Source organism: Pseudomonas sp. OF001, assembly GCF_904426495.1.
In the GTDB taxonomy this organism is placed as follows: Bacteria; Pseudomonadota; Gammaproteobacteria; order Pseudomonadales; family Pseudomonadaceae; genus Geopseudomonas.
This window is the reverse complement of the sequence record NZ_CAJGBM010000025.1, coordinates 22554-36639: the sequence shown is the minus strand read 5'-3', so window position 1 is coordinate 36639 and position 14086 is coordinate 22554. Positions and strand designations below refer to the sequence as shown.

Here is a 14086-nt window from a genome sequence, read left to right as displayed (position 1 = left end):
GCACGGCGAAGTCGGGGATCCTGGTGGCGGCCTCGCTGCTCTTCAGCAGGTAGATGTCGTCGCGCTTGACCGGGGTGTTGAGCGGGGCGCCGAGGCTCTTCCAGTCGGGGAACAGTTCGGCCAGCGCACGCGGCTCGAACACCGCGCCGGAGAGGATGTGGGCGCCGACTTCGGAGCCTTTCTCCACCACGCAGACGCTGAGCTCCTGGCCGGCTTCGGCGGCCTTCTGCTTCAGGCGGCAGGCGGCGGACAGGCCGGCAGGGCCCGCTCCGACGATGACAACGTCGAATTCCATGTATTCGCGTTCCACTCTCTCTATCTCCTAACTCAAGGCTGGCAATCTGCTTGTTGGAATCCGCAAGGCGGTTTTTGTGCAGCGCAATATATTTACGCCGGACGGCAATGCCGGTACAAGCTTTTGTTGCATGTGGGCTGAAAGGGCCCATTTTAAAGGGCTGCGCCGGTGCTGTGGAAGTTTTGTCGTATTGACCGGTCTGGGTGATATCGTCAAGATACGGCGTTTATGTCGGTCGCGGTACAGCTGAGAGTCGGTTCGATCCGGCGGGCAGCCCGGCCTGGCGGCAGCCCAGACGTCGCCATATCAACTCACCGGAGAACACGAGGAATCCATGAAGATTCTGGTAGCTGTCAAGCGAGTGGTCGATTACAACGTCAAGGTCCGCGTCAAGGCGGACAACTCCGGCGTCGACCTCGCCAACGTCAAGATGTCGATGAACCCGTTCTGCGAGATCGCCGTGGAAGAGGCGGTGCGCCTGAAGGAAAAGGGTGTCGCCAGCGAAATCGTCGCCGTCTCCGTGGGGCCGGCCGCCGCCCAGGAACAGCTGCGTACCGCCCTGGCCCTCGGCGTGGACCGCGCCATCCTGGTCGAGTCCGCCGACGAGCTGAACTCCCTGGCCGTGGCCAAGCTGCTCAAGGCCGTGGTCGACAAGGAGCAGCCGCAACTGGTCATCCTCGGCAAGCAGGCCATCGACAGCGACAACAACCAGACCGGCCAGATGCTCGCCGCGCTGACCGGCTTCGCCCAGGGCACCTTCGCCTCCAAGGTGGAAGTGAATGGCGACCAAGTCAACGTCACCCGCGAGATCGACGGCGGCCTGCAGACCGTCGCCCTCAAGCTGCCGGCCATCGTCACCACCGACCTGCGTCTCAACGAGCCGCGCTACGCTTCCCTGCCGAACATCATGAAGGCCAAGAAGAAGCCGCTGGAGACCGTCACTCCGGACGCCCTCGGCGTGTCCACCGCCTCGACCGTGAAGATCCTCAAGGTCGAGGCGCCGGCCGCGCGCAGCGCCGGCATCAAGGTCAAGTCGGTGGCCGAACTGGTCGAGAAACTGAAGAACGAAGCGAAGGTGATCTGATGGCCATTCTCGTCATTGCCGAACACAACAACGCCGCCCTGGCCCCGGCCACCCTGAATACCGTGGCCGCCGCCGCCCAGATCGGTGGCGACGTCCACGTGCTGGTCGCCGGCCAGGGTTGCGCCGCGGTCGCCGAGGCTGCCGCCAAGGTCGCCGGCGTCGCCAAGGTGCTGGTCGCCGACAGCGCCGCCTTCGCCCACCAGCTGCCGGAGAACGTCGCGCCGCTGATCGCCGAGCTGGGCAAGGGTTACAGCCACGTGCTGGCCGCCGCTACCACCACCGGCAAGAACGTGCTGCCGCGCGTCGCCGCGCTGCTGGACGTCGATCAGATATCCGAGATCATCAAGGTCGAGAGCGCCGACACCTTCAAGCGCCCGATCTACGCCGGCAACGCCATCGCCACCGTGCAGTCGAGCGCGCCGGTCAAGGTCATCACCGTGCGCGGCACCGGCTTCGACGCCGTGGCGGCCGAGGGCGGCAATGCCGCCATCGAGGCGCTGGCTGGCGGCAGCGATGCCGGCATTTCCGCCTTCGTCGGCGAGGAGCTGGCCAAGTCCGAGCGTCCCGAGCTGACCGCCGCCAAGGTGGTGATCTCCGGCGGCCGCGGCATGCAGAACGGCGACAACTTCCAACTGCTCTACAAGCTGGCCGACAAGCTCGGCGCCGCCGTCGGTGCCTCGCGCGCCGCCGTCGACGCCGGCTTCGTGCCCAACGACCTGCAGGTCGGCCAGACCGGCAAGATCGTCGCGCCGCAGCTGTACATCGCTGTCGGCATCAGCGGCGCCATCCAGCACCTGGCCGGCATGAAGGATTCCAAGGTGATCGTGGCGATCAACAAGGACGAGGAGGCGCCGATCTTCCAGGTCGCCGACTACGGCCTGGTGGGCGACCTGTTCGAGATCGTCCCCGAGCTGGAAAAGGCCCTGTAAGCGCCTGACCGCCCGAAAGAACCCGCTCCCCGGAGCGGGTTTTTTGTATCGCCCGGCTTTCCGTCTGTCGGTCGCGGCCGGCTCTGCCCTACACTGGGCGCCGGTACAGACTTGCGAGGTTTTCCATGCCCATCCGTTCCACCCTGTCGCGCCTTGCCCTGGCGCTGCTGGTCCTGGCCGGTTCGAGCCAGGTCCAGGCCGCCGGCAAGTGCGAGCGGCTGATCGCCACCGGCAACCCCGACCAGGCGCCCTACCTGTGGCGCGATCCGCAGAACCCGCAGCAACTGATCGGCGCCGGCGCCGACCTGCTCAAGGCGCTGGGCAGCGAACTGGGCGTGACCGTCGAGCTGCTGTACGGCGGCAAGGCCGCCGCAGCCGAGGCGGATGCCCTGAACGGGCGTGTCGATCTGCTGGTGGGCAGCTACCTGACTCCGGAGCGCCTCGAGCAGTTCGACTTCGTCCATCCGGCCTATCTGGACGTGCCGGTGCAGGTCTGGACCCAGCGCGACAGGGCGCCGCTGTTCACGCGCTACGCCGATCTGGCCAGCCATCGCGGCCTGGCGGTGGATGCCGGCAACTTCCCCGTCGCGCTGGCGCGCCAGGCGGACGAGCAGTTCAAGGCCCGGCGCACCGGCAAGGCGGTCGAAGCCCTGCAGCAGCTGCAGCAGGGCCGGGTCGACTACCTGCTGCTCGAAGGGCAGGCCGGGCGTGCGCTGGTCGAGCGCGAGGGGCTGGGCGGCGAGCTGCTGCCTCTGGAGCCGGTGCTGGCCAGCGAGCCGCTGTACCTGGCGATATCGCACAACTCGGCGTGCAACGATCCCTGGCTGCGTGGGCAGCTGGCCAGGAAAATGACCGAATTTCGCAGTGCCGGCCTGCCGCAGGCCCTGTTGCAGCGCAATATGGAGCGCTGGAAGAACCAGGCGCGCCGGCCGGCTACCCCCTGATGCAGGACGTTCTATCGATGATTTCACGCATGTGTGCCGCGCTGGCACTCTCGCTGCTGGCCGGCTGCGCCAGCGATCCGGTGCCCGAGGCGCAGCTGCAGGTTACCGAGCAGGCGCTGGCGCAGGCCCGCGCGGTCGGTACCGGCGCCGAGCAGGCGGAATTGCGCCAGGCCGAGGAGGGCCTGGCAGCTGCGCGCCAGGCGGTCGAACGACAGGAGTTCCGGCAGGCGCGCATGCTCGCCGAGCGCGCCGAGCTGGATGCCCGCCTCGCCGAGGCGCAGACCCTGACGGCCAAGAGTCGCGCCCAGGTCGCCGAGCTGCGCAACGAGCTGCGCCGCCTGCGTACCCAGCTGGGGGAGCAGCCATGATGCGCGGCTTCCGGATCTCGCTGGGCTGCGCCGCGCTGGCCCTGCTGGCTGGTTGCGGCACCGCCCAGCTCCCGCCGCAGGCGCTTGAGCAGGCGCGCAGCAGCTACCGGCAGGTGGCCACCGACTCGGTCGTGGTGGCCAGCGCACCCAAGGACGTGATGCGCGCCGGCGACTCGCTGGAGCGCGCCACGCGCCTGGCCGACTACTGGGGCAGTACGGAGGACGTCGCCCACTACGCTTACCTGAGCGAGCGCTACAGCGCCATCGCTCGCGAGCACGGCGCCCTCGCCGCCGAGCAGGAGCAGCTGGCCCGCCTGCAGCTGGAGCGCGAGCGCCTGCAGCTGGCCCTGCGCGAGGCGCGCCTGCTCGGCGTGCAGCAGCAGAGCCGCTGGCTGGAGGAGCAGATGCTCAGCCTGGCGACCACCGAGACCGAGCGCGGTCTGGTGATGTCGCTCGGCGACGTGCTGTTCGATGCCGGTCGCGCCGAGCTGAAGGCGTCGGCCAACCGTACGGTGCTCAAGCTGTTCCAGTTCCTCCAGCTCAACCCGCAGCGCACGGTGCGCATCGAGGGCTATACCGACAGCCGCGGTCAGCCCGCCGAGAATCTGGCCCTGTCCCGCGCGCGCGCGCAGGCGGTGGCGGACGTGCTGGTCGACCTCGGCATCGCTGCCGAACGCATCCAGGTGCAGGGCTATGGCGGCGCCTTCCCGGTGGCGGCCAATGCCTCGTCCCGCGGTCGGGCGCAGAACCGTCGGGTGGAGATCGTGTTTTCCGACGAGCAGGGGCGCCTGGCTCCGCCGCGCGAGTAGTGCGCGTGGTCGGAACTGGCGAGAATGGCGTTCAGCCCGAGCCGGCGTTCGCGGTGCCGGCATATCTTCCCGTGAGGCCTGCGATGAGCGTCGTGCGCGTGTTCTTCTGTGTGCTGCTGGCGGGGCTGGCGGCCTGCGATAGCGACAAGCCGGCAGCACCGGAGGCGCCTCGCGAGGCGTTGCGGGAGGAAAGCGCGGCGCCGCTGCCGGCGCCGCCGCCCGTGACTGCCCCGGCACCCGTCGAGCCCGCGCCTGCCGAAGCGCCGGAGAAGTCCCCGGCAGCGCCCGCCGAGCCGGCGCGGCCCGCCGTTGCCGCCGTGCGCCCGCCGCGCCCCGCGGCAGCTGCCAGGGTCGAGAAGCCGTTGCCCCTGGCGCCGCTGGATCTGAGCGTGCCCGGCGAGCTGCTGGAGCGCCTGCCGGGCGAGGATGGGCTGCCGCTGACCGAGCCGCAGCCCCTGCTGCCGCCGCTGTTCGGCGACAAGGTCGAGCAGCCGCAGTCCTTCGAGCTGGGGGGGAGGCTGATCACCAACGAGCGCGAGGCCGACGAGGACAGCTGGCATGCGGTGGAAGGCGCCGAGCTGGAGTTGCGTTTCCGCCGCTGAGCCAGCAGGCCGCGGCGGGGCTATTCGTCCTCGCCGTCCTCGCGGCGCGCCTTGGCCTCCAGTTCGGCGTTGCGCTCGCGCATGCGTTGCAGCTCCTCCTCGCTGAGGGGCATCTTGTCGGCGCTGTCGCGCAGCATCAGCAGGCTGCCGATCACGGCGCCGAAGGCCAGGGCCAGAAACAACCAGGCATACCAGGGCATGATGTTCTCCGCTGGGGAATGGGGATGCCTCCACCATAGCGCCGCCCCGCGCGGCTGTCTCGCCCCCTGTGCGCGGGCGCCCGCCGGTGCGGGCTTGCGCTACAATGCGCGGCGTTCCGACTTGCCGAGAGAGCCCCATGTCCTGCCAGCCCCCGATCATCGTCGCCCTGGATTTCCCCAACCGTGAAGCCGCGCTGGCCCTGGCCGACCAGCTCGATCCGCAGCTGTGCCGGGTCAAGGTCGGCAAGGAGCTGTTCACCCGCTGCGGCCCGCAGATCGTCGAGACGCTGGCCGGCAAGGGCTTCGAGGTGTTCCTCGACCTGAAATTCCACGACATCCCCAACACCACGGCGATGGCGGTCAAGGCCGCCGCCGAGCTGGGCGTGTGGATGGTCAACGTGCACTGCTCCGGCGGCCTGCGCATGATGGCCGCCTGCCGCGAGACCCTGGATGCGCTCAGCGGCGCCAAGCCGCTGCTGATCGGCGTGACCGTGCTGACCAGCATGGAGCGCGGCGACCTGGCCGGCATCGGCCTCGACATCGAGCCGCAGGAGCAGGTGCTGCGCCTGGCCGGGCTGGCCGCCCAGGCCGGTCTCGACGGCCTGGTCTGCTCCGCCCAGGAAGCGCCGGCGCTCAAGGCTGCCCAGCCGCAGCTGCAGCTGGTCACTCCGGGCATCCGCCCGGCCGGCAGCGCCCAGGACGACCAGCGCCGCATCCTCACCCCGCGCCAGGCGCTGGATGCCGGCTCCGACTACCTGGTGATCGGCCGGCCGATCAGCCAGGCCGCCGACCCGGCTGCCGCCCTCGCCGCGGTGGTGGCCGAGCTGCGCGGCTGACCGGCAGCGCTCGCAGAGGCAGGCAGGGCGCGCGGCGATGAGCGACTACGACGACCCCTACCGTCCGCCCCGGGCGCCGCTGCTCGACCCGCACCTGCCGCCGGCCTTCGCCGGCGGCGACTGGAGCCGCGGCCAGTTGCGCGTGCTCGGCGCCCTGAGCCTGGGCTGCCTGTCCGGCCTGCTGGTGCTGCTGCTGGTGGCGTTGTGGCGGCTGTTCAATCCGCAGCTGCCGCCGCTGCCCTTCGTTCACCTGCTCAGCCTGCTGCTGGTGCTGCTGTGGGGTTACCTGCTGCTGCGCCTCAGGGATCTGCTGGCGGCGCGCTACGGCCTGCACGGGCTGGGCCAGCCCCTGGCGCTGCAGATGCTGCTCGGCCTGCTGGCCAGCGGTCTTGGCGCGCTGCTCGACGAGCACGCGGCGGGGACCACGGAAAGCGCCCTGCAGCTGGGCTATTTCGCCCTGTCCGTCGCCCTGGGGCTCAGCCTGGTGTGGTTCGCCCTGCGCCTGCGGCGCATCCGCCAGCCCTGGCCGGCGATGCGCCTGTTCGCCTGGCTGCTGCTGCTCGCCGGTTGCACGGCGGCAAGCGTGGTGCTGCTGGTGCCGGCGCTGCTGCTCGGCCTGGGCGCCGGGGCGGCGCTGGCCTGGGTGTTCTTCGCCGCCGCCGGCGAGCTGGCCGAGGCCGACGAAAAACCGGCCTGAGCGGCCGGTTCCGGTTCAGCGGATCAGGCTGAGGAATTCGCTGCGGGTCGCCGGGTTGTCGCGGAACTCGCCGAGCATCACCGAGCTGACCATCGCCGAGTTCTGCTTCTCCACCCCGCGCATCATCATGCACATGTGCCGGGCCTCGATCACCACCGCCACGCCGAGGGCGCCGGTGACTTCCTGCACCGCTTCGGCGATCTGCCGGGTGAGGTTCTCCTGGATCTGCAGGCGGCGGGCGAACATGTCGACGATGCGCGCCACCTTGGACAGGCCGAGCACCTTGCCGCTGGGGATGTAGGCCACATGGGCCTTGCCGATGAATGGCAGCAGGTGGTGCTCGCACAGCGAGTACAGCTCGATGTCCCTGACCAGCACCATCTCGCTGTTGTCGGAGCTGAACAGGGCGCCGTTGGTGACTTCCTCGAGGCTCTGCGCATAGCCGCGGCAGAGGTACTGCATGGCTTTGGCGGCGCGCTTGGGCGTGTCGCGCAGGCCTTCGCGCTCGACGTCCTCGCCGAGCAGGCCGAGGATCGCGGTGTAGTGCTGTTCCAGGGACATGGAATTTCCTGTGGTTGGGCAAAGGCGCGCAGGGTAGGGGGCTGCCCGGCCGCTGGCAAGTGTGCGGCGGCCGGCGGATGAGCCGTCTGCAGGCCGCCGATGCAGGCGGCTCATCGTCGGGCGCTATTCGTCGCGGCCTTCCAGCATGGTGCGCTTGAGCAGCACGTAGACCGCGCCGGTGCCGCCATGCTTGGCCAGGCAGGAGGTGAAGCCGAGCACCTGCGGGTGCTGGCGCAGCCAGGTGTTGACGTGGCTCTTGACCATCGGCCGGCGGCCGTCGGTGCGCGCCGCCTTGCCGTGGGTGATGCGCACGCAGCGCACCTCGAAGCGCGCCGCCTCGGCGAGGAAGTCCCACAGGGTGGCGCGCGCCGTCTCCACGCTCATGCCGTGCAGGTCGAGGCTGCCCTCGAAGGCGATCTGCCCGGCCTTGAGCTTGCGCATCTGGCCTTCCTGCACGCCGTCGCGCGCCCAGTACAGCTCGTCCTCGGCGCCGACGTCGATGACGAACAGGTCGGAAAGACCGTCGACCGTGGTGGTCTGCTGGGTGAGGATGGCGCTCTGCTGGCGCTGGGCGACCTGCTGGCGGTCGGCCTTCGGCTTGCCGGTGTCGGCGCGTTCCTCGACCCTGATGCGCTTGACCCCGCGCATCTCGCTGTGGAACAGGGAAAAATCGTCGTCTTGCATGCTGGTTCTCCGCGACAGACGCACGATTCTAACGGAACTGGCGCCTGCGCGGAGAGCCTGCCGCGCCTCAGGCGCCGAGCGCTGCGGCGTCGTCCACCACGGTGGCGAACAGGTCGGCCAGCGCGGCCAGTTCGACGCGGTGCAGGGTGGCGGCATCCACCAGGCTGCCGTCGACGCCCGGCAGGTCGCGGGTGGCACAGGCGGCGGCGACCACCGTGCTGCGATAGCCGAGATCCTTGGCGGCGCGTACCGTGGCGCTGACGCACATGTGGGTCATGAAGCCGATCACCACCAGCTCCTCGCGGCCCAGCTCGCGCAGCACGCGATCCAGCTCGCTGCGGGCGAAGGAGTTGGGCAGCGGCTTGCGCACCACTGCCTCGCCCGGCAGCGGGGTCAGCTCCTCGAAGATCTCGCCGCGCGGGCCTTCGGGGTCGAACAGGTAGCCGGGCACGCCGATGTGCTGCACGTGCACCACGGGTGCGCCGGCGGCGCGCGCGGCTTCCAGCAGGCGGTGGATCTGCGCGGCCGCGGCGTCGACGCCGGGCAGGCGCAGGTCGCCGCTGCGGTACTCGTTCTGCGCGTCGATGATCAGCAGGGTGGCCTGCCTGAGGTCGGCGGCCGGGTGGCTGCTGCCGGTCAGTTCGAACAGGGTCTTGGCGTCGCTCATGCTGTACTCCGGTAGGGGATGGACGCGACCATTGTGGGCATGACGGCGGCGGCGCTGAAGACGCAGGCTTGCCGCCCGGAAATGCATTTTTGCAGGGAGCCGCGATGGCCTTCGACTGGAACGACATTCCCGTGCTGCTGGCGCTGGAGCGCCACGGCACCCTGGCCGCGGCGGCGCGGGCGCTGGCGGTCAACCCGACCACCGTCAGCCGGCGCCTGCAGGCGGCCGAGCGGGCGCTGCAGGCGCGCCTGTTCCTGCGCGACAGCGGCCGCTACCGGCCGACGCCGGCCGGCGAGGTGCTGCTGCAGCGCGCCGCCGCCCTGCAGGGCGACGTGCAGGGCATGCTGCTGGCCGCCCGCGAGGAGGCGCAGAGCGTGGCCGGCAGCGTGCGCCTGACCTCGGTGGAGTTCCTCCTCGCCCACTGGCTGATTCCGCAGCTGCCCGAGCTGGCCGCGCGCCACCCGCAGCTCGACCTGCAGCTGCTGGGCGACAACCGCGACCTGTCCTTCACCCGCCACGAGGCCGACCTCGCCCTGCGCCTGGCGCGGCCGCAGCAGGATGCCGCGCTGGTGATGCGCAAGGTCGGCGAACTCGGCTACGCGGTGTACGGCGCCGAGCGCTTCGCCGCGGCGCGGACGGAGGACTGGCGCGGCCTGCCCTGGCTGGGCTACGCCGACAGCCTCGCCCAGCTGCCCGAGGCGCGCTGGCTGCAGCGGCTCGACCCGCAGGGCGGCCTGCGCCTGCGCGTCACCGCGGTGACCTCGCTGCAGCGCGCCTGCCAGGCCGGGCTCGGGCTGGCGCTGCTGCCCTGCCTGGTCGGCGAGGTGCCCGGATTGTTCCGGCTGTCCGGCGTCGAACTCAGCCGCGAGCTGTGGCTGCTGTGCCATCGCGACCTGCGCCAGACCCTGCGCTTTCGCGCGGTGGCCGACTGGCTGGCCGAGCGCGCGGCGGCCGATGCGTCGCGGCTGGCTGGCCTGCCGCAGGCGGCGGGAGAGCGCTGCGACTGAGTGGCGGCGGTGTTTCGGCTAGAATGCCCGCCCCATCACCGAGGATTCCCCCGCCATGAGCGCCACCCCGAGCCGCCTGCACAGCATCCGCGACCTGATCCGCTGGGGCGTCAGCCGTTTCCACGAGGCCGAGCTGTTCTTCGGCCACGGCACCGACAACGCCTGGGACGAGGCGCGCCAGCTGGTGCTCGGCGGCCTGCACCTGCCCTGGGACATGCCGGCCGACTACCTCGACTGCCGTTTGGAGGGCGACGAGCTGGACGCCGTGCGCGCCCTGCTGCAGCGGCGCATCGACGAGCGCATCCCGGCCGCCTACCTGCTCGGCGAGGCCTGGTTCTGCGGCCTGCCGTACTGCGTCGACGAGCGCGTGCTGGTGCCGCGCTCGCCGATCGCCGAGCTGATCGAGCGCCAGTTCTCTCCCTGGCTCGCGGCCACCCCGGCGCACATCCTCGACCTGTGCACCGGCTCGGGCTGCATCGGCATCGCCTGTGCCCACGCCTTCCCCGAGGCCGAGGTGGTGCTCGCCGACCTGTCGTTCGATGCGCTGGAGGTGGCCAACCTCAACATCGAACGCCACGAGGTGGAGGAGCGCGTCTATACCGTGCAGGGCGACGGCTTCGGCGGCCTGCCGGGCCAGCGCTTCGACCTGATCGTCTCCAACCCGCCCTACGTCGACGCCGAGGACTTCGCCGACATGCCGGCCGAGTTCCACCACGAGCCGGCGATGGGCCTGGCCTGTGGCGAGGACGGTCTCGACCTGGTGCGCCGCATGCTCGCCGAGGCCGCCGACCACCTCACCGACGACGGCCTGCTGGTGGTCGAGGTGGGCAACAGCCAGGTGCACGTCGAGGCGGCCTACCCGGAGGTGGAGTTCACCTGGGTGGAGTTCGCCCGCGGCGGCCACGGCGTGTTCGTCCTCACGGCCGAGCAGTGCCGCCAGCATCAGGCGCTGTTCCGTTCGCGCCTGGCGCCCTGAGCGTAGGGCGCTCTGCGCACCATCGGGAGTGGTCATGTGGTGCGCGTGGCGCACCCTACGGGCTGATGAAGCGCGCCAACCCCTCCACCAGCTCGACCGCCAGCGGCAGGCGCGGATCGTCGTAGCTGGCCAGCGGGCGGGCGCCGCTCGGCACGATGCGCAGCACATGGTCCATGCCCTCGACCAGCAGCAGCTGCGCCTCCGGCCTGGCCTGCTGGAGCAGCAGGGCTTCCTCTACGCCGACCTGGAAGTCGCGGGTGCCCTGCACGATCAGCGCCGGCACCGTCACCCGGGCGAAGGCCTCGGCCGGGCGCTGGCGCAGCAGCGAGATCAGGTAGGGCTGCACGCTCGGGCGCAGCAGCACGTGCAGTGCCGGGGTGACCTCGGCGGTCGGTCGGCCCTGCTCTAGGGCGGCGAGGACGCTCTCGGTCTCCGCCGCCAGCGTCGGCGGCAGGCGGCCCTCCAGCTGCTCGCGCAGCACCGTGCCCACCGGCCGGGCGACGCCGGCCAGGCTGACCAGCGCATCGGCACCGGCCTCCGCCGCGGCCAGGCTGGCGATCAGCGCGCCCTCGCTGTGGCCGAGCAGGATCAGTCGGGAGAAACGCGGGTCCTCCTTCAGCAGCTGGCCCCAGGCCGCCGCGTCGGCGACGTAGGCCGCCACGCTCAGTTCCTCCTCGCGCGGCGCCGCCGCCCGGCTGGCGGCCACGCCGCGCTTGTCGTAGCGCAGGCTGGCGATGCCGCGCCCGGCCAGCTCGCGTGCCAGCAGACGCAGGCTGTCGTTGTGGCCGCCCTCGGGATTGTTGCCGTCTCGGTCGGTCGGCCCCGAGCCGGCGATCATCAGCACCACCGGCAGCGCGCCGTCGCGCTCGGGCAGGGTCAGGGTGCCGTGCAGGCTGCCGCCGGGCACCCGTAGCGCCATCGGCCATTGCAGGATGCGTGTCGGCGCCGCCTGGGCGAGGGCGGTGGCGAGCAGCAGCGTCAGCAGCAGGAACAGGCGGGACATGCGAACTCCAGACGAAGGGCAGGGCGGGGCGCCGGCGTTTCCCCAGCGGGCGGGCGCTTGGGTATACTTTGCGCCCCCGAATTTCCCGCCGCGGAGCATCCTGCATGTCTGGCAATACTTACGGCAAGCTGTTCACCGTCACCACCGCCGGTGAAAGCCATGGTCCGGCGCTGGTCGCCATCGTCGACGGCTGCCCGCCCGGGCTGGAGCTGTCGCTGGACGACCTGCAGCGCGACCTCGACCGCCGCAAGCCCGGCACCAGCCGCCATACCACCCAGCGCCAGGAAGCCGACGAGGTGGAGATCCTCTCCGGCGTGTTCGAAGGCAAGACCACCGGCTGCCCGATCGGCCTGCTGATCCGCAACACCGACCAGAAGTCCAAGGACTACTCGGCGATCAAGGACCTGTTCCGCCCGGCCCACGCCGACTACACCTACCACCACAAGTACGGCATCCGCGACTACCGTGGCGGCGGCCGCAGCTCGGCGCGCGAGACCGCCATGCGCGTCGCCGCCGGCGCCATCGCCAAGAAGTACCTGGCCGGCCTCGGCATCCAGGTACGCGGCTACATGAGTCAGCTCGGCCCGATCGAGATCCCGTTCAAGACCTGGGACAGCGTCGAGCAGAACGCCTTCTTCAGCCCCGACCCGGACAAGGTGCCCGAACTCGAGGCCTACATGGACCAGCTGCGCCGCGACCAGGATTCGGTCGGCGCGAAGATCACTGTGGTCGCCGAAGGCGTGCCGCCGGGTCTCGGCGAGCCGATCTTCGACCGCCTGGATGCCGAGCTGGCCCACGCGCTGATGAGTATCAACGCGGTCAAGGGCGTGGAGATCGGCGCCGGCTTCGCCAGCGTCGCCCAGCGCGGCACCGAGCACCGCGACGAGCTGACCCCGGAGGGCTTCCTGTCCAACCATGCCGGCGGCATCCTCGGCGGCATCTCCTCGGGCCAGCCGATAGTCGCACACCTGGCGCTCAAGCCCACCTCCAGCATCACCACCCCCGGCCGTTCCATCGACGTCGACGGCAACCCGGTGGAGGTGATCACCAAGGGCCGCCACGATCCCTGCGTCGGCATCCGCGCCACGCCGATCGCCGAGGCGATGATGGCCATCGTGCTGATGGACCACCTGCTGCGCCACCGCGCGCAGAACGCCGACGTGCAGGTGATCACCCCGGTGCTGCCGCAGCTGTGAGTCCTGGCGCCGGCCGGATGACGCCCTGCATCATCCGGCCGGTGTCGCTCTGAGCATGTCGTCCGCCTTGCCCTACTGGCGCCTGTCCGGTTTCTACTTCAGTTACTTCGCCCTGCTCGGGGCGACGGCGCCGTTCCTCGCCCTGTATTTCCACCACCTGGGTTTTTCCGCGGCACGCATCGGCGAGCTGGTGGCCATCCCCATGCTGATGCGCTGCGTGGCGCCCAACCTGTGGGGCTGGCTGGGCGACGTCACCGGCCGGCGCCTGCTGATCGTGCGCCTCGGCGCGCTGCTCACCCTGCTCAGCTTCGCCAGCATCTTCTACCGCCAGGACTACGCCTGGCTGGCGCTGGTGATGGCCATGCACGCCTTCTTCTGGCACGCCGTGCTGCCGCAGTTCGAGGTCATCACCCTGGCGCACCTGCGCGAGCAGGCGGCGCGCTACAGTCAGGTGCGCCTGTGGGGCTCGATCGGCTTCATCTGCACCGTGGTCGGCCTCGGCGCGCTGTTCGAGCGGGTCAGCCTGGATGCCTATCCCTGGGCGGTGACCGCCATCATGCTGGCCATCGCCGCCAGCAGTCTGTGGATCCCCAACGCCCAGCCACAGGGCCACGCCAGCGAGGCGCAGCGCGGCGGCTTCCTGCAGCAGCTGCGTCGCCCCGGCGTGCCGGCGTTCTACGGCGCGGTGGCGCTGATGCTGCTCAGCCACGGGCCGTACTACACCTTCATCACCCTGCACCTGGAAAGCCTCGGCTACAGCCGCACCCAGATCGGCTGGCTGTGGGCGCTCGGCGTGGTCGCCGAGATCCTCGTGTTCCTGGTGATGGCGCGCCTGCTGGCGCGCTTCTCGGTGCGCCAGGTGCTGCTCGCCAGCCTGCTGCTGGCGGTGCTGCGCTGGCTGCTGCTGGGCAACCTGGCCGGCTACTGGCCGGTGCTGCTGCTGGCGCAGGTGATGCACGCGGCCACCTTCGGCAGCTTCCATGCCGCCGCCATCCATTTCGTCCGCCACAGCTTCGCCGCCCGCCAGCAGGGCCAGGGCCAGGCGCTGTACGCCGCGCTGTCCGGCGTCGGCGGCGCGCTCGGCGCGCTGTACGCCGGCTACAGCTGGAACAGCCTGGGCCCGGCCTGGACCTTCGCCCTGGCCAGTCTGGCGGCCCTGGCGGCTGCCGCTATCATCGCCCTGCGCCTGCGCGAGCCGGCGCAGGCTTCCTGAATCACCGATCCTCGA

The 14086-nt window shown here is 70.7% G+C and carries 18 protein-coding genes; 12 read left to right on the top strand and 6 right to left on the bottom strand.

All coding sequences use genetic code 11. The annotated features are described in order from the left end of the window. Positions 1-310 (bottom strand): NAD(P)/FAD-dependent oxidoreductase (locus RA210_RS15105; RefSeq protein WP_201487100.1); only part of this gene is annotated, 310 nt, incomplete at its 3' end. Positions 311-629: 319 nt separating this feature from the next. On the opposite strand from RA210_RS15105, the gene RA210_RS15100 reads away from it, so the two are divergent. The 6 genes from RA210_RS15100 (at position 630) to RA210_RS15075 (ending at position 5031) form a co-directional block, all read left to right on the top strand. Beyond that, on the top strand, positions 630-1379 hold the full coding sequence (locus tag RA210_RS15100; protein WP_136491771.1) for an electron transfer flavoprotein subunit beta/FixA family protein: 750 nt from the start codon (positions 630-632) through the stop codon (positions 1377-1379). Continuing rightward, positions 1379-2308 (top strand): electron transfer flavoprotein subunit alpha/FixB family protein, encoded by a 930-nt coding sequence (locus RA210_RS15095; RefSeq protein WP_136491770.1) that lies wholly within the window; start codon positions 1379-1381, stop codon positions 2306-2308. Before RA210_RS15100 ends, RA210_RS15095 begins: the two co-directional genes overlap by 1 nt. 125 nt (positions 2309-2433) lie before the next feature. Continuing rightward, the gene (locus RA210_RS15090; RefSeq protein WP_136491769.1) at positions 2434-3252 is read left to right on the top strand and encodes a substrate-binding periplasmic protein; all 819 of its coding nucleotides are present in this window, start codon (positions 2434-2436) and stop codon (positions 3250-3252) included. 17 nt (positions 3253-3269) lie between these two features. Then, entirely contained in the window at positions 3270-3620 is a 351-nt protein-coding gene (locus tag RA210_RS15085) for a DUF4398 domain-containing protein (RefSeq protein WP_136491768.1), read from the top strand. After that, on the top strand, positions 3617-4429 hold the full coding sequence (locus RA210_RS15080; RefSeq protein WP_136491767.1) for an OmpA family protein: 813 nt from the start codon (positions 3617-3619) through the stop codon (positions 4427-4429). The genes RA210_RS15085 and RA210_RS15080 overlap by 4 nt, the downstream gene beginning before the upstream one ends. Before the next feature lie 83 nt (positions 4430-4512). Next, positions 4513-5031, top strand: a complete 519-nt coding sequence (locus RA210_RS15075) for a hypothetical protein (RefSeq protein WP_236574760.1) — start codon at positions 4513-4515, stop codon at positions 5029-5031. A gap of 20 nt (positions 5032-5051) precedes the next feature. Here RA210_RS15075 and RA210_RS15070 read toward each other — a convergent pair whose 3' ends face one another. Further along, on the bottom strand, positions 5052-5231 hold the full coding sequence (locus RA210_RS15070; protein WP_136490346.1) for a DUF2897 family protein: 180 nt from the start codon (positions 5229-5231) through the stop codon (positions 5052-5054). Between the two features lie 137 nt (positions 5232-5368). On the opposite strand from RA210_RS15070, the gene pyrF reads away from it, so the two are divergent. Beyond that, the gene (gene pyrF / locus RA210_RS15065) at positions 5369-6067 is read left to right on the top strand and encodes an orotidine-5'-phosphate decarboxylase (RefSeq protein WP_201487098.1); all 699 of its coding nucleotides are present in this window, start codon (positions 5369-5371) and stop codon (positions 6065-6067) included. A 37-nt stretch (positions 6068-6104) separates the two neighbouring features. Beyond that, positions 6105-6764 (top strand): hypothetical protein, encoded by a 660-nt coding sequence (locus RA210_RS15060; protein WP_201487097.1) that lies wholly within the window; start codon positions 6105-6107, stop codon positions 6762-6764. A gap of 15 nt (positions 6765-6779) precedes the next feature. On the opposite strand, the gene folE is transcribed toward RA210_RS15060, so the two are convergent. The 3 genes from folE to RA210_RS15045 all read right to left on the bottom strand — a co-directional run bounded on the left by folE (position 6780) and on the right by RA210_RS15045 (position 8676). Continuing rightward, positions 6780-7325 (bottom strand): GTP cyclohydrolase I FolE, encoded by a 546-nt coding sequence (gene folE, locus RA210_RS15055; RefSeq protein ID WP_136490349.1) that lies wholly within the window; start codon positions 7323-7325, stop codon positions 6780-6782. Positions 7326-7448: 123 nt separating this feature from the next. After that, the gene (locus tag RA210_RS15050) at positions 7449-8009 is read right to left on the bottom strand and encodes a Smr/MutS family protein (protein ID WP_136490350.1); all 561 of its coding nucleotides are present in this window, start codon (positions 8007-8009) and stop codon (positions 7449-7451) included. Between the two features lie 67 nt (positions 8010-8076). Further along, on the bottom strand, positions 8077-8676 hold the full coding sequence (locus tag RA210_RS15045; protein ID WP_201487095.1) for a cysteine hydrolase family protein: 600 nt from the start codon (positions 8674-8676) through the stop codon (positions 8077-8079). 104 nt (positions 8677-8780) lie between these two features. Between RA210_RS15045 and RA210_RS15040 the strand changes: the two genes are divergently transcribed. Together RA210_RS15040 and prmB are read left to right on the top strand one after the other, a co-directional pair. Beyond that, positions 8781-9683, top strand: coding sequence for a LysR family transcriptional regulator (locus RA210_RS15040; protein ID WP_136490352.1), 903 nt, complete (start codon positions 8781-8783; stop codon positions 9681-9683). A 55-nt stretch (positions 9684-9738) separates the two neighbouring features. Next, entirely contained in the window at positions 9739-10659 is a 921-nt protein-coding gene (gene prmB, locus RA210_RS15035; protein WP_201487094.1) for a 50S ribosomal protein L3 N(5)-glutamine methyltransferase, read from the top strand. Positions 10660-10714: 55 nt separating this feature from the next. On the opposite strand, the gene RA210_RS15030 is transcribed toward prmB, so the two are convergent. Further along, a complete protein-coding gene (locus RA210_RS15030; protein ID WP_201487093.1) occupies positions 10715-11662 on the bottom strand; it encodes an alpha/beta hydrolase in 948 nt (315 codons plus the stop codon). A gap of 104 nt (positions 11663-11766) precedes the next feature. Between RA210_RS15030 and aroC the strand changes: the two genes are divergently transcribed. Both aroC and RA210_RS15020 read left to right on the top strand, forming a co-directional pair. Further along, complete coding sequence (aroC, locus tag RA210_RS15025; RefSeq protein WP_201487091.1) at positions 11767-12858, top strand: chorismate synthase; 1092 nt, start codon at positions 11767-11769, stop codon at positions 12856-12858. Positions 12859-12913: 55 nt separating this feature from the next. Beyond that, the gene (locus RA210_RS15020) at positions 12914-14071 is read left to right on the top strand and encodes an MFS transporter (protein WP_201487089.1); all 1158 of its coding nucleotides are present in this window, start codon (positions 12914-12916) and stop codon (positions 14069-14071) included. Positions 14072-14086: the final 15 nt, after the last annotated feature.

What these genes read in the sequence shown, in the direction of transcription:
- RA210_RS15100 (WP_136491771.1), top strand. Translation starts at nt 630, where the DNA reads ATGAAGATTCTGGTAGCTGTCAAGCGAGTGGTCGATTACAACGTCAAG.
- RA210_RS15095 (WP_136491770.1), top strand. Translation starts at nt 1,379, where the DNA reads ATGGCCATTCTCGTCATTGCCGAACACAACAACGCCGCCCTGGCCCCG.
- RA210_RS15090 (WP_136491769.1), top strand. Translation starts at nt 2,434, where the DNA reads ATGCCCATCCGTTCCACCCTGTCGCGCCTTGCCCTGGCGCTGCTGGTC.
- RA210_RS15085 (WP_136491768.1), top strand. Translation starts at nt 3,270, where the DNA reads ATGATTTCACGCATGTGTGCCGCGCTGGCACTCTCGCTGCTGGCCGGC.
- RA210_RS15080 (WP_136491767.1), top strand. Translation starts at nt 3,617, where the DNA reads ATGATGCGCGGCTTCCGGATCTCGCTGGGCTGCGCCGCGCTGGCCCTG.
- RA210_RS15075 (WP_236574760.1), top strand. Translation starts at nt 4,513, where the DNA reads ATGAGCGTCGTGCGCGTGTTCTTCTGTGTGCTGCTGGCGGGGCTGGCG.
- RA210_RS15070 (WP_136490346.1), bottom strand. Translation starts at nt 5,231, where the DNA reads ATGCCCTGGTATGCCTGGTTGTTTCTGGCCCTGGCCTTCGGCGCCGTG.
- pyrF (WP_201487098.1), top strand. Translation starts at nt 5,369, where the DNA reads ATGTCCTGCCAGCCCCCGATCATCGTCGCCCTGGATTTCCCCAACCGT.
- RA210_RS15060 (WP_201487097.1), top strand. Translation starts at nt 6,105, where the DNA reads ATGAGCGACTACGACGACCCCTACCGTCCGCCCCGGGCGCCGCTGCTC.
- folE (WP_136490349.1), bottom strand. Translation starts at nt 7,325, where the DNA reads ATGTCCCTGGAACAGCACTACACCGCGATCCTCGGCCTGCTCGGCGAG.
- RA210_RS15050 (WP_136490350.1), bottom strand. Translation starts at nt 8,009, where the DNA reads ATGCAAGACGACGATTTTTCCCTGTTCCACAGCGAGATGCGCGGGGTC.
- RA210_RS15045 (WP_201487095.1), bottom strand. Translation starts at nt 8,676, where the DNA reads ATGAGCGACGCCAAGACCCTGTTCGAACTGACCGGCAGCAGCCACCCG.
- RA210_RS15040 (WP_136490352.1), top strand. Translation starts at nt 8,781, where the DNA reads ATGGCCTTCGACTGGAACGACATTCCCGTGCTGCTGGCGCTGGAGCGC.
- prmB (WP_201487094.1), top strand. Translation starts at nt 9,739, where the DNA reads ATGAGCGCCACCCCGAGCCGCCTGCACAGCATCCGCGACCTGATCCGC.
- RA210_RS15030 (WP_201487093.1), bottom strand. Translation starts at nt 11,662, where the DNA reads ATGTCCCGCCTGTTCCTGCTGCTGACGCTGCTGCTCGCCACCGCCCTC.
- aroC (WP_201487091.1), top strand. Translation starts at nt 11,767, where the DNA reads ATGTCTGGCAATACTTACGGCAAGCTGTTCACCGTCACCACCGCCGGT.
- RA210_RS15020 (WP_201487089.1), top strand. Translation starts at nt 12,914, where the DNA reads ATGTCGTCCGCCTTGCCCTACTGGCGCCTGTCCGGTTTCTACTTCAGT.